The 14,705-nt window shown below is 29.0% G+C and carries 10 protein-coding genes; 2 read left to right on the top strand and 8 right to left on the bottom strand.

Annotated features, from left to right (window positions below; all coding sequences use genetic code 11):
• Window positions 1–18: 18 nt before the first annotated feature.
• From B5D16_RS06430 to B5D16_RS06400, 7 genes are all read right to left on the bottom strand, one after another.
• Entirely contained in the window at window positions 19–714 is a 696-nt protein-coding gene (locus tag B5D16_RS06430; protein ID WP_200803951.1) for a sugar phosphate nucleotidyltransferase, read from the bottom strand.
• Between the two features lie 11 nt (window positions 715–725).
• Window positions 726–2,021 carry a phosphoenolpyruvate mutase gene (gene aepX / locus B5D16_RS06425; protein WP_078766157.1) on the bottom strand — a complete coding sequence of 432 codons (1,296 nt, stop codon included), beginning with the start codon at window positions 2,019–2,021 and terminating at the stop codon, window positions 726–728.
• A 15-nt stretch (window positions 2,022–2,036) separates the two neighbouring features.
• The gene (locus B5D16_RS06420) at window positions 2,037–3,554 is read right to left on the bottom strand and encodes an alkaline phosphatase family protein (protein WP_078766156.1); all 1,518 of its coding nucleotides are present in this window, start codon (window positions 3,552–3,554) and stop codon (window positions 2,037–2,039) included.
• 93 nt (window positions 3,555–3,647) lie between these two features.
• Window positions 3,648–4,775 carry a 2-aminoethylphosphonate aminotransferase gene (locus B5D16_RS06415; protein WP_078766155.1) on the bottom strand — a complete coding sequence of 376 codons (1,128 nt, stop codon included), beginning with the start codon at window positions 4,773–4,775 and terminating at the stop codon, window positions 3,648–3,650.
• A 43-nt stretch (window positions 4,776–4,818) separates the two neighbouring features.
• Window positions 4,819–6,375: a sulfatase-like hydrolase/transferase gene (locus B5D16_RS06410; RefSeq protein WP_143405064.1), complete on the bottom strand. Its 1,557-nt coding sequence runs from the start codon at window positions 6,373–6,375 to the stop codon at window positions 4,819–4,821.
• A complete protein-coding gene (locus tag B5D16_RS06405) occupies window positions 6,368–7,807 on the bottom strand; it encodes a hypothetical protein (RefSeq protein WP_159444317.1) in 1,440 nt (479 codons plus the stop codon). The genes B5D16_RS06410 and B5D16_RS06405 overlap by 8 nt, the downstream gene beginning before the upstream one ends.
• Complete coding sequence (locus B5D16_RS06400) at window positions 7,794–9,362, bottom strand: FAD-dependent oxidoreductase (RefSeq protein WP_200803952.1); 1,569 nt, start codon at window positions 9,360–9,362, stop codon at window positions 7,794–7,796. Before B5D16_RS06400 ends, B5D16_RS06405 begins: the two co-directional genes overlap by 14 nt.
• A gap of 178 nt (window positions 9,363–9,540) precedes the next feature.
• On the opposite strand from B5D16_RS06400, the gene B5D16_RS06395 reads away from it, so the two are divergent.
• Window positions 9,541–11,040 (top strand): hypothetical protein, encoded by a 1,500-nt coding sequence (locus tag B5D16_RS06395; protein ID WP_078766151.1) that lies wholly within the window; start codon window positions 9,541–9,543, stop codon window positions 11,038–11,040.
• A gap of 10 nt (window positions 11,041–11,050) precedes the next feature.
• Window positions 11,051–12,565 (top strand): hypothetical protein, encoded by a 1,515-nt coding sequence (locus B5D16_RS06390; protein ID WP_143405063.1) that lies wholly within the window; start codon window positions 11,051–11,053, stop codon window positions 12,563–12,565.
• 68 nt (window positions 12,566–12,633) lie between these two features.
• Here the strand turns inward: B5D16_RS06390 and B5D16_RS06385 are convergent, their stop codons facing one another.
• A complete protein-coding gene (locus B5D16_RS06385) occupies window positions 12,634–14,493 on the bottom strand; it encodes a pilus assembly protein TadG-related protein (RefSeq protein ID WP_078766149.1) in 1,860 nt (619 codons plus the stop codon).
• Window positions 14,494–14,705 lie beyond the last annotated feature (212 nt).

Raw genomic sequence — 14,705 nt, 5'->3', positions numbered from 1 at the left:
TCCTACCCTAATATGAATTTACTTAAATCTCTTGTTTACTTCTTCAAGTTCCTCTACTGTATCAATTTCAACAATGTCTTCATCTTCAACAGGTTTAACTTTCAATTTAAGTTTATCCAAGTTTGCATTTACAACATCATCCCAAAAGAGTTCTTCATATCCACCTCTTGCATATGCATCTTCTATGCATGTCTTTAAAGAACTTGCTTCATTAGATTTAAAGAAAGATAAACCTACCATATTATAAAGGTCTGTTCCTTCTTTGCCAACTCTTGTGATAAAACCATCATCTCCAGTTTCAAAAACCCAATCTGAAGAAAAACCATTAACAAATTTCCCAAAATAACAAGATTCCTTTATCTCACCATCAAATATTCCTGCATTAGAAATATAAAGATCTGCTTCGCATATAAAGCAATCGCCTAGCGCAAGAACTTCTTTTGCATAATAAATTGATGAAATATTATTCACTGTTTCATAGTCTTTATTAACAATAATTTCAATATTATCATACTTTTCTTTCAAATAAGAAAATTGTTCTCCTAAATAACCTACAACAACGTATATTTTATTTATATCTCTTGTAAGTAAACTATCTATTACTGTTTCAATCATAGGCTTACCATTAACTTCGATAAGTGGTTTCGGTTTTTTCAAAGTGAGTGGCCTCATTCTTGTTCCAAGACCTGAGGCCATTATAATTGCATTTTCCATATTTATTACCTTTATAATTCTTCAATCAAAGAAATAATTTCCTTAATTGGCATAAGTCTGTCATCAACTTCCTGTGCTCTATGATACTTTAAAATATCCTTAGCTGTCTGTTCCATAGCAGGGAAAGCTGATCTAGTAAGCTGGTTTGCATAAATTACAATATTAACTCCATGTTCAGCAAGTTCAGCTTCTGTAATAGAATTAAATGAACTTGGTACAACAACTATAGGTGTTTCCTTATTCTTTTCTCTAAACTTATCACAGAATTCAAGTATTTCAGCAGGATCTTTCTTTCTACTATGAATCATAATGCCATCAGCACCTGCTCCAACAAATGCATGCGCACGCTCTAAAGCATCATCCATCCCTTGCTCTAAGATAAGACTTTCAATTCTTGCAATAATCATAAACTCATCTGTAAGCTGAACATCTTTAGCTGCCTTAATCTTTTCGCAGAAATGTTCAATACTATCCTGTGTTTGTGATACCTCTGTACCAAACAAAGAATTCTTTTTAAGACCAACCTTATCTTCAACAATAACAGCTGATACACCCATTCTTTCAAGTGTACGAACAGTATAAACAAAATGTTCAATCTTTCCGCCTGTATCACCATCAAAAATAATTGGTTTTGTAGTAACTTCCATAACATCATCAATTGTTCTAAATCTTGATGTCATATCAACAAGTTCAATATCAGGTTTACCCTTAGCCGTTGAATCACATAATGAACTAATCCACATTGCATCAAACTGATCAATCTCACCATTATGCTCAACAATAGTCTTTTCAGCAATTAGACCTGTAAGCCCACTATGAACTTCAATTGTTTTAACAATTGGTCTAAGATTAATAATCTGACGAAGTCTTTTTCTTCTGTATTCAGGCATACCCATCTTTTCTTTAATTCTTGTATCTATTCTTTTAACATTTTCATTATAAGTATATGGAACATCGATAATCTCTCCACCATATACAGATAATAATTTTTCAACATTATCCCTAATAGCTTTCATTGGTCCTTCAAGCCAGTTATCACCATGAACCACATAATCTGGATGATATTTATCAATAACTTTATCATACATAACGTCATCCTGAACAACAACTTCATCGACACCTTCTATATTTCTTACAAGTTGCATTCTTTCTTCATAAGAAATTGAAGACATACGATTATAACGTACCATGGCTTCATCACTTAACACACCAACTATAACTTTTCCAAGTTTCTTACACTCATTAATTATGTTCAAATGACCTTCATGAATATAATCTGTTGTGAAACATGTATATACTGTTTTCATATAACTCTCCCTGTTCTATTCCATTGTATTCTTATATTTCCATTTAACCACATGTTTACGTGGTACATCTATCATATCAAAATCTGCATCGTATAACTCATTAAGAACTGTTCTCCATGTATTTAAACATGAAAGTCCTTCTATATCATGTTTATTAGCACTACCCCAATAAACACAATTCAAAACACTTTGCATATTCTTAGATTCTACTTCTGCATCAAATTCATCCTTGCTGTATTCATTCATACAAAAATATGAATATCTTGCGCCATGATCTGACTGAATTACAATAACAGCATTAGGATCATTTTTTATTATGTTATCTACTGCCGCATCAACCTTCTTATTAATGTATTTTAGCTGATTAATATATACATTCTTCTTTGTCCAATCTCTTGCATCCTTATAATCAATAGCTTTACCATTCTCGTCAAAAACAAATGGTCTATGCGGAACCATAAGATATGCTATTGTGAATGTAGGTTTATCTTTTGAATAATCATAACTATGTGAGAATATGTCAAAAGCCTTATTTACTTCTTTTCTATATCCATCATAATTGCTAAGAGCCTTTACCTTAGGAGCAAATTTCTGAAGCGACTTAAGAAAACTATTCTCATAAATATATCTCTCAATACCAAATGGATTTGTCTTTAAATTCTTCTTTGCAGAACCAAATAACTCTCTACATTCATCTGAATCAGAATCAATAAAATTCTGATGATTAATTACATTAATGTCATATCCCATCTCTTCAAAGAATCTATACATTGCTGGATTCTTTAAATACTTTCCGTTCTGATCCTTATCATCTCCAGGATGTGCAACATATTCAAAATTCAAAATATTAGGAAGTATTTCCTTTGTATAAATACCTTCGTAATTATATGAAGTATCTGAATTAGTAAATCCTTTTGATTCGAGACTATTTAAAAACTTACTATTATCATAATTATAGAAATAATCAAGATTAGCAGTTCCACCATATTCATCAAGAACAAGATAATAAACATTTTCCTTAAATCCTGTATCTTTACCATGATTCTTTAAAACTACTGGTTTAACTTCATCGTTCTTTGCAGCAAACGCCTTTGGTACAGCTCCAACAAAATTAAATACTATAAGTCCAGCAAATACTACGCAAATAATCTCGCAAATCCAATCAAGTTCATCTTTAACATTCTTGATAATAAGATATACAATTCCAACAACAATTGCACAGAATAATAAGAATATCTTATTTCCTACAAAATTCAATCTAGAATTAACCATATCAAACATAAGATTATAATTCATAAAGAATAACATCCCAATAGTTGTTAATATAGTTGACTTATAAATATCTTTGACGATTTTATACGCAACATACTCCATAATAGCTGCAATTAAACAAAACGCCAATATTGGTAACACCACATGAATTGGTGTTGTTTCTGTAATATTAGCAAAATACATATAAAAGCATGGATACATACACACTAGTAATAATGTTAATATTACAAGTCTTAATTGTTTTTTTTCAAATTTTTTCATGTTTACTTTTCCCTTCAAATAATTTTTTTATTTATGTCTAAACCATTTGCTAGTAATTCTCTTCTTTATTTTTTCTTTTTTCTCTTCATTAAATTAATTATACTTTACTGGAATCTGTACATTAAAATGTCTTAATGCTTCCTCAAATACTACATAAAAGTCTTTGATATCCTGTTCATCAATCGCTCCAAGCGCACATAATCTAAATGTTTTAGTTGTAGCAATCTTACCAGGATAAATTGTAAACCCTCTTTCGTAACAGTAATCATGAACCTTCATGAAATCCCAATTTAAATCATCTGGATAAACCAATGCAGTAACAAGACCAGCCTGCCATTCTTCTTTGATTACTTCCTTAAATCCAAGTTTTAACGCACCCTCTCTAATTGCATTAAAAACTTTTGTATGTCTTGCCCATTTAGCTTCTTCGCCTTCTTCAAAGTATTCCTTTAAAGCCTGAATAGTAGCATATACTGTCTGAACTGGTGGTGTAAAATGCATCTCACCTGTCTTTTCAAAGAAGTCATACTGTAAGAATAAATTACAGTAATATGAACGCTTTGGATAATCCTTTGATTTTTCAATTATTTCCTTGTTACCAATAACAAAAGATAAACCTGTCATTGACATCAAGCCCTTCTGTGCGCTAGCCATACAAAAATCAACATTATCTTTTTCAATATCTATTGGTCTCATTGCAAGAGTTGAAGTTGTATCAACAGTAAATGTTGCACCATACTTGTGAACCAATGCACCAATCTCTCTAATAGGATTTAATAGCCCTGTTCCTGTTTCATTATGTGTAGTATGAACCAATGCAATATCAGGATTTTCCTTAAGTGTCTTTTCAACAAGTTCAAGATCAGGTCTTTCATCTTCCTTAAACTTTAAATCAATATAATCAAGTCCGTAATACTGACAAACCTCAACTGCTCTTGTACTGTATGCTCCATTATTAATTACCAATACTTTCTTTCCCTCTGGTAATAATGAATTTATACAAACATCAATATTAATTGTTCCTGATCCACAGAATAATACTGATGTATATTTATCTTCACTAGCATGAACAACTTTAAGAAGATCTTTTCTTAATGTTTTCATCATATTAGCAAATTCTTCTTCTCTTGGACAAATATCTGGTACAACCTGAGCCATTTTAACTGTATCTGTTGTTGTTGATGGGCCTGGGTTTAATAAAATATTTCTTTTAATATTCATTTTTACACCTATCTTTCTACAAAAAATTCTTAGTAATTCAAGACTACTGTGTTACGTTTGTATACCTCCACGTATAACTATAATCTTCTTCGCACTCTATCATGTCATAGTTAGTATCATATACTTCATTCAATATTTTTCTCCAAGTATTAATACATGAATCTCCCTGAATATCAAGTTTTTCTTTTCCACCAATATAAACACAATTTAATGCATTTTGCATCATCAATGTTTCTTTTTTTACATTATAATCTTTTTTCTTATAATTTTTCATACAATGATATGCATATCTCCATCCATGATCTGATTGAATAACAATTATAGAATCCGAGTCTTTATCTATTATATTCTTAACCATTTCCTTTATTTTACAATTAACATACTGTAACTGTTCTATATATATATCCTTATTATCGTAATTTTGCATATCTTTATATTCTATATACTCACCTTTATTATTATATAAAAAAGGAACATGTGGACATAGAATATAACACACATTAAAAGAAGGCTTGTTAACTCTATCGCAAATATTTAATGCGCAATCAAAAACTTCATCTAATTCTGTTGTATATCCTTCAGTTGTAAAATTTTTAGATTTTGATTCTATCCTATCATTTGAACAAATAGATGAAAAAACTGAAATTAAACCCTGCTGAAATACAATCTTTGAAACATATTTAGCTTCATTTTCTACATATCCTTTTTTTTGCTTTTGGGTTAATACATTACACCCTGTTTCTTTTAAATATTTTTCTTGATTCACAATATTAATTTCATATCCCATTTTTTTAAAAAATCTATATAATACGGGATTTTCTGTTAACTTTATATTTCCACTTGGAACTGAACCCACTCTACTAACATAATCAATATTCAATATATTCGGAACAATATCAGATGTATATATAGACTCTTTATTATATGTATTATTCGACCAAGAAAAACCCATATTTTCAAGATAATTCTTAATATCACTATTGTCATAGTTATAATAATATTTTAAATTTTCTGTTCCGCCATACTCATCAAACAATAAATAATAAATATTTCTGTTCTCTACTTTATTAGCATATTGCTCAACTTGAACTTCCTTAATTTCCTCTTTACCACTCATCACCACAGGTATAGCACTAAATGTATTCATTAATAGCAGTGAAATAAATAATATATTTATAATGATTATTACCGTACCCATTTCTTGTTTTTGTTTTTTTAAAAAAAAACCAAAAAGGAACATTATGATAAGCATAACACCCCCTAATAAAGCAAAAGAACATATAGGTATAATCATAACTATAATATTTTGTATAAGAACAAAGTTCATAAATATAATCATTAACGCACTACTATAAATACTTGCTTTCTCCACATCAAAGAAAAATAACATTGAAATTGCGAAAAAAGCAACTGCTATCATAATATAAGTTACTAACGGCAACTCGATATCTCTTAAATGCACTTCATCAATATTACGCAAAAAAATAAATAACACCGGGTATGAACTTGTAAATAAAACCGCACATAACGACAGTATTATTTTTTTAATCATTTCCTTTTCACCCATAACTCTATCTCCACTAACTACTAACTCAAACATTTCCAACAATCTTATATATTTTGTATTTTTCCGTTATAATATCCATACTTGATTCATCGTAAATCAATTCATAAGATGATATTTTTTCATCTAAGCCCTCTATCATATTTGACTTGATTGAATATACCAAGTATATTTCATTTCGTTCCATCAATAATTCTTCAATTAAACTATCATATTCTTTTTTTGTTAACCTATGTCTAATGTTTTTATTTCTATCTATATAACTAGCTCTTCTGCCTGTAAAAATATTAAATAATTCTCTTTTTTTCAAATATGGAATTATTGACAAACAGTAATCTTCATCATTAAATATTATAACTGCGTCGTCATCTATTTTTTCTTCAATAAACTCCGAAGTAGCCTTACTTCCTGAGTATATTCCACTGCAATCCCATACTATTGGTTTTATGTTATAAGAAGATAAAATGGCTGGTATTGATAATACAATTAAGGATATTAAAGTAATAATCACTCCCCTTTCTTCTCTTTCTTCTTCGTTATGTAACAAAGAACAACTAACAAAAGTCAAAACATAAAGCCATGTAATAATCTGCCATATGTGTCCCTGATAAATCAACAATACTATCAATTCCCAAACATGAGAACATATCAAAATTATAATCGCCTCAAAACATCTTCTATTTTTTACAATTTTATAAATTATGCACACACTAACAACAGTAAACAATACCAATAAACCTATTATTTCTGCGTTTTCCGATTTTCCACTTTTAATATCTTGTTCATCAAGTGCTGTAGTATTAAAAACCTTTCTAAACTCCCACAACAAAAAAACACCACTAAATAAAACTATTGATAACCCTTCTATTCTTTTTCTATTATCCCTAAAATCTTTTTCTTGAACCAAACTATTTACTATATCTATTAACCAAAATAAAGAAAGAATCATAACAAACCCTAACATAATCACATGAACTTGAGTGAGTAATGCAAGTAAAATACCATACGTGATTGGTTTATCATATCTATCAGGATAAACTACCATTATACATACAATAATTAACCCTATTAATGCATAACTTCTAGCAAAAACTGAATAATAAAAAACAAACATTGGACTAAATATCACTATAAACTTAACCCATAAATTTACTTTCACTTTGCCAATAAACAAAAGAATAGCTACCATCATAATTAACCAACTCAAAATATTTGATGTAACATACGGGAATCCTAACTTTGCAAATGGCATTAATATTACAAAATATAAAAAAGGATGACCTTCAACAGAAGTTAAATTAAACAGATTAATAATGCTTGAATCTCTTGCAACAAGCCATGACTGGGCTTCATCTCTCCACGCTTCATGATTAGCAATTATATACAAATTAAAAAGCATTATTATTATTCCCAAGACATATAATAGAATAATCTGCCTATTTTTTCTTATTCTTTCATTTCGCTTCATGATATTCCTTTTCTGTATTAACATTCCATATATTGCTCTTATCGTCTACCCTATTAATAATATTATAAACTGCCTCAAAAGAAGTACACATAGAATGATCTATATTATTATATCTATGTTGGCCATTTCTTCCTACACAATACAAATTTGAAATCTTATCTATATACTCCCTTAATTCATTAATATGCTCATATGTATCAAAATATGCTGGATACGCTTTCTTTACTCTCTCAACATGATAATCCATCACATCATCAGATTTATTAATCAATCCCATAATTACCATTTCTTCAATTGCCATCTTGGCAAATTCACTGTCCGTCATAGACCACATTGAATCACCTTCATCACAGAAGTACTCAAGACCAATCCATACATTATTTTCAATATCCTTTACAAGATATGGAGACCAGTTGTTATATACCTGAATCCTTCCCATTTTTACATTTCTATCATGAACGTAAATCCAATTGTCAGGTACAATATTTCCTATTGTTTTGATATTTGTCTTATTTTTTAAATTCAATTTATTAACAAGCACACCAACTGTCATATAATCTCTATACGGTAAACCCTTAGCAATATTCTGTATATATTCTGGTACATCATTGATTCCTATAACCAAATCCTTCAAAGGCATTGATGAAATCACATAATCTCCCTCAATCTCTTTAGTTACATCGTTATCATCTTTACTAAGATACCTTACTGTAGTAATAATATCATCACTACTTTTTTCAAAACCTACAACCTTAGCATTTTTTATGATTTTGCCACCCATTTTTTCAATCTCTGATGCAGTAATTTCCCAAAGCTGACCAGGGCCTAATTTTGGATATGCAAATTCTTCAATCAAAGATGTCTCAACTTTTCTGTTCTTCTTATTAAATATCTTACCAAATACATCCTTTAATATTGCAATAATTGATAAGCCTTTAACTCTTTGCGCTCCCCATTCTGGTGAAATATCCCTTGGATGTCGTCCCCATAGATTCTCCGTATAACTTTCAAAAAACATAGAATAAAGTTTTTTCCCAAATCTATTCACGTAAAAATCTTCTAACGATTTCTCTTTTCTTTTAAAAATCACACTTTTCAAATAACTAAAACCAACAACTATTGTTGTTAAAAATCCCATATTCTTTACTGTTTCAAATTTTAAAGAAATAGGATAATCAAAAAACCTATGATTAAAAAATATTCTCGATAATCTATTTCTTCTTAACATTACTCGATCGGTATTTTCTGGATTAGGTCCTCCACTAACAATCGTAGATTTCCTACCAAGTTTAATGTCATCATATGGCATACTTCCCTGAGTCGGCATGATATTCTCCCACCACTCATTAACCTGTGGTACTTTAGAGAAAAACCTATGTCCCCCCATATCCATGCGATTACCTTTGTAATTTACAGTTCTTGAAATCCCACCAAATACATCACTTTCTTCAAGTACTATAACTTCATATTCTTTTGATTTTTTCAATAACTCATACGCAGCAGTAAGACCTGCTGGCCCAGCTCCAATTATAATTACTTTCTCCACTATATCCATTCCTTTTATCAAAAATACATAAATTTATATGATAATTCATATTTACCCAAGAATATTATACTATTTTTTATTTAATTATCAACTTTTTTTTTAATTTCCTTATATATTAAAATAATAAGCGATATTCTTCTATTTTTATGGTACAATAATACGTGAATATAATTAAGGAGTATTAAAAATGAATAATCAAAAAAACAAAAAAATATCATTATTTTCATTTATCATCTTCGGCTTTTGCATTGCCACATTAATCTATGCTTTTTCTTTAGGAATCAATGGAAACGATTTTTGGTGGCATCTAAAAGCTGGTGATTGGATATTATCACACAAACAAATACCTACTCATGATATTTTTTCTTGGTACGCATCATCTAACAACTACTATTGGTTTTCACATGAATGGTTATCAGAAGTACTATTATCTTTGATATTTTCCATTGGTGGAACAATTGGTATTTTTTTATTCTCACTGTGTATAGCAATAACAATACTCGTATTATTCTTTTTTGCTGCAGGAGAAAACTTTGATTCAAACCCAATTTTATCAACAATATATACCCTAATTTTTGTTTGCATAGTATATATATATTGTTATGGTAGGCCACAACTATTCACTTACCTACTACTTAACATCACCTATATTATTTTATATAGATTCAAGAAAAATTCATCTAGCAAATCTATTTGTTTTTTACCCGTTATTTCAATAATCTGGGCAAACATTCATGGTGGTTCTTCTAACCTTGCTTACTTATTACCTATCATTTTATTATTAAGTATGACATTAAACTTTAAATTTGGGAAAATTGAATTTAATCGTTCAAGCAAAACAAATATTGTAAAACTTAGCATCATAACATTAATCTCTATAATTTGTATATGTGTAAATCCACATGGGGTTTCAATGTTTACATATCCCTATACAAATATGAGTGATAAATTAATGTTAAAACTCATATCTGAGTGGGCTGCACCAGATGCAAAAGATTTAGCTCAATTGTTTTTCTTTTTTGTTCCAATAATAGGCGTTACCATTTTATTTATAGCTACTGATAAAAAAATTGATGGTTTTGATTTTTTAAATTATGTTTTTTTTGCATATCTATTTTTTAGAAGTACACGTTTTATTATATTTTTTATGATTGTATCTGCATTTTATGCTTTTAAATATATGATACCATCTAAAAAAAGCATTAACTTCGATGGCAAAAAAGAAGAAAAATTTATGATTGGATTTTTATTTGGATTATGTTTAATATTTTCTATTTTTGGTTTTATTAATATGAAAACAACATACAATTCAAAAAAAGGATTAATAAAAAAAGTATTGTCCAAAGAAACTATAAATTATGTAAAAAAAGATAATCCAAAAAAACTATTTAATGATTATAACTTTGGTGAAACACTTATCTATAATAACATTCCAGTATTTATAGATAGTAGGGCTGATGTATACAAAGGAGATATGATTAAAGATTATACTTGCTTACGTTTCTCATCATACGCGAACAAAAAATATAATAAAAAAACATATATAGATGAAATTATAAACAAATATAACTTTGATGCTTTTTTAATAGAACCAACCTCAGCTTTATTACCATACTTATATAGTCATTCAGATAAATATGAAATTAAATTTGAAAACAATGAAGCTGTATATGTTAAAGCTAAATAAGGAGATTTTAATGAATTTAATAAAAAAAATATATAAAAGTAATAAAAATACACTGCTATTTATTTTCATTTCAGTATTTATATTTATATCATTAACTTTTAAACTAAGCGGTATGTCCGGTAATGATTTTTGGTGGCATCTACGCTCAGGCGAATGGATTGTAAAACATAAACAAATTCCGACTACCGCACTTTTCACTTGGTATGGCGAAGCCAATAACCTTAACTGGTTTGCCCATGAGTGGTTAACAGAAGTTTTCTTTTATTATTTATATTCTTTTTTTGGAAGTGTTGGTATGTATTTATTCTGCGCACTACTTGGAATACTAATAATCGGACTAACTATTATATATAATCACAATTATTATTTTAATAATTTACTAATGTCAATTATTTATACATTCTATTTTACACTAATAATTACTCAATTTTTTTACGGTAGACCTCACCTGTTTAATATGATTTTTATGTATTATCTATTATATGTACTATATAAATATAAAGAACACAACACTAGACTTATTTATACTATTCCTATTCTTTCAATCATTTGGGTAAATTTTCATGGTGGTTCTTCTAATTTGATTTATATTCTCCCACTATGTTTTATTATTTCTGGAATCAAAGATTATGAATACGGTAAACTAAAATGCTACAAACTAAAAAAAGATAGATTATTTTCCTTATCACTTATTACAATAATATCAACATTTGCTCTTAGCATTAACCCTCGTGGATTATCAATGCTAGAATATCCCTTCACAAATATGAAAGATGATATGATGCTGAAAGTATTAAGTGAATGGGCTTCACCAGACGCAAAAGATTTAGCCATTTTACTGCTTTGTTTTGTGCCAGTAATACTTGTAACGATTATATTAATTGCAACGCAATATAAAATAGATATGTGTGATTTCCTAATATACGGATTCTTTACATATATGTTTTTTAGAAGTCAACGTTTTATTTCATTGTTTATGATTGCTACTTCATTTTTTGTTTTTAAATACATTATGCCATTTAAAAACAAACAAAAAAAAGATTCTGTTAATGAAAAGCATAACCAGTTATTATTACTCTTTACATCAGTATTATTATTATCATTTATAATAACATTTACCATTCGTTCATTGAATTATTCAAAAAAACATAACCTTATATCCTTCGATGTTTCTAACGAATACATTAAATTAATCAAATCAGACAAACCCCAAAAATTGTTTAACGAATACAATTATGGTGGAGCCTTAATCTATAAAGGTATTAATGTATTTGTTGATGGTAGAGCGGATATATATACTGGAGATACACTCAAAAACTATCAATCACTAAAACAATGTAAAAATTATAATAACAAAAAATTTTCAAATGATAATTATATGAATGAACTACTTAATTTATATGACTTTGATGCTTTTTTTGTTGATCCATCCTGTCCACTCTATAATTATTTAATCACAAAACCTGACAAATATTTATTAATAAAATCAAATAAAAAATATGCATATTTTAAAACACTACAGTAATAAAAAAGGGAAGAGGAGCCATTATATGACTCCTCCTCCCTTATTTTATATCCACAATGATAGATGATTTATTCTACCAGAAAAACTTTCTTTTCTTCAGCTGCTGCTCCTGCTCCACCGCCACCAGCGCCATCACCTGTTACTGTAAGAATATTATCACTTTCAAATCCTTCTAAAGCACTTAATGGATAAGCATATAATTCAGCAGAATTATTCTCTATCTTATTTGCTATAAAGTTTCCATAAAATTTCATTCTAGAATTAATCTGTATTTTTCCTTTTGTAGCGAGTACAACACCTGCTACATACTGAGGTATAGCTGCATCTCCTGCTATAAATTCAACATTACCATTTCTTGAGAAAACTGATAATGCCATTGGGTTAGATGCACTATTTGAAATAATATCAGGTCTTTCACCTTTATATGATATATTCTTATCTGCTCCCATAAATCCATTTATAGCACATCCTTCTGCATTAATATTACCTGAACAATAAATATCTCCATTAACTGTCACATGATATAAATATAAATCTCCATCAGCATATATATCACCATTTATTACAAAATCTGGAGCTTTTCCTCCTTCATTTCTAATCTTCATTTTTGAATTAGAATAAATATTTCCAGTTGTTATTTTCATATTTCTAACCGCAATACCATTATCATTACTACTACTTGAATCAGAATAGAATATTAAAGTATTACACTTATATGTAGTATATGATGAAGGCTGAGCATTTATAAACTGATAATTATTCCCTTTGTATGCTATAGTTACATTTTTCTGAGTTACCGTTGATGGTAATGAACCAACATAATACTGTCCTGAATTCTTTACTACTATTGTATCCTCATCATTATGTGATGATGCAAAATATGCATTATTATTATCTTTTTTAACTGAAGCATCTGTAATTACATCAAATTTTGCATTAACTTTATTCTTTAGAGCTGTTATTCTAGCTTCTGCACCATTTACATACTCTTTAATCATCTTAATAGGTGCATCACTATCACTATTAAATGTTTCTTTCTTAAATACTGTATCAATATATGATGAAAGAGGAAGAGCTACTGCTCTTGTTTCCTTAGTTTGGCTTGTATATAATTCTGTATTATTAAGCCAATCTATACTTTGAATATACCACTGCTTATTACCATATGCATCAAATACTTCTGCTGGTATTAAGTAGTATTTATCAATTTCATTTTTTATCTGATCAACTGTAATTGTTCCATTAATTCCTGCAAGTCCCCAACTTTCAGCTTTTTTAGGTACAAAATCAACTTTTCCTACTCTAACATACGCATTACCCTGTAATGAGAATGTAGTGCCACTAGATATCTGTCTAACTGTTCCTGTATTAGGATAATCATTAACTGCTCCATTACTGTGAACTGCTCCATCAATTTCAAAATAATTACCACCTAATGCTAATGGTGAACTTGATGTTTGTGCATATAATAAATAAGGGAATTCCGCCTTGCCGGCTGGTGCACTAGGACTACTTACTATTTGTACACTTGCTGCTGCATTAGTTGCAACATTAATTTTCTTTATTCCAACAACTCCACCAAATGCAGAATTAACATCAGTATCTGCTGAAACTGATATGCTTGATTTTCCCTCAGTTACAGTAAACCCTATATTTAGATTTACTGCGTTATGATTACTATAGTTAACATTAAAATACTGTTCTGCGTATTTCTTTGCCTGTACTGTATTAGGTAGATATTGCGCACCTGCCAATGCTGCTGCATCACACGCAGTCTGTAATTTTTGTTTCTGATAATAAGCCAAACCCATATCAATTCCTAAAGAAGCAAATGCAAGTAGAACAACCATCATCAAAGCTACCAAAACCATAACCGCACCATTTTCATTTTTCATATTATTCTTAAAGTTTTTCTTAAAGTTTTTCATAGTTTTGCTCCTTTCTTGTTTTTTCAAACATTTTATTATAATTTTGTAATTTACTTAATCGGTTTTGTTATTTTTTAACAATTACTTAATCGGTTTCTATCATTTTTTTGTGGATTTTGTATAATTTTATTGTACCACAAGGAAACTACATTTTCAATACAAGTTTATAAAATTGGTAAAAGTCAGTAAAAAAAATCAATAAAAAAAAGAGC

The sequence above is a fragment of the Eubacterium uniforme genome (assembly GCF_900167115.1).
GTDB lineage: Bacteria > Bacillota > Clostridia > Lachnospirales > Lachnospiraceae > Eubacterium_S > Eubacterium_S uniforme.
The sequence above is the reverse complement of the archived record's forward strand: the minus strand, read 5'-3'. Positions and strand labels throughout refer to the sequence as shown.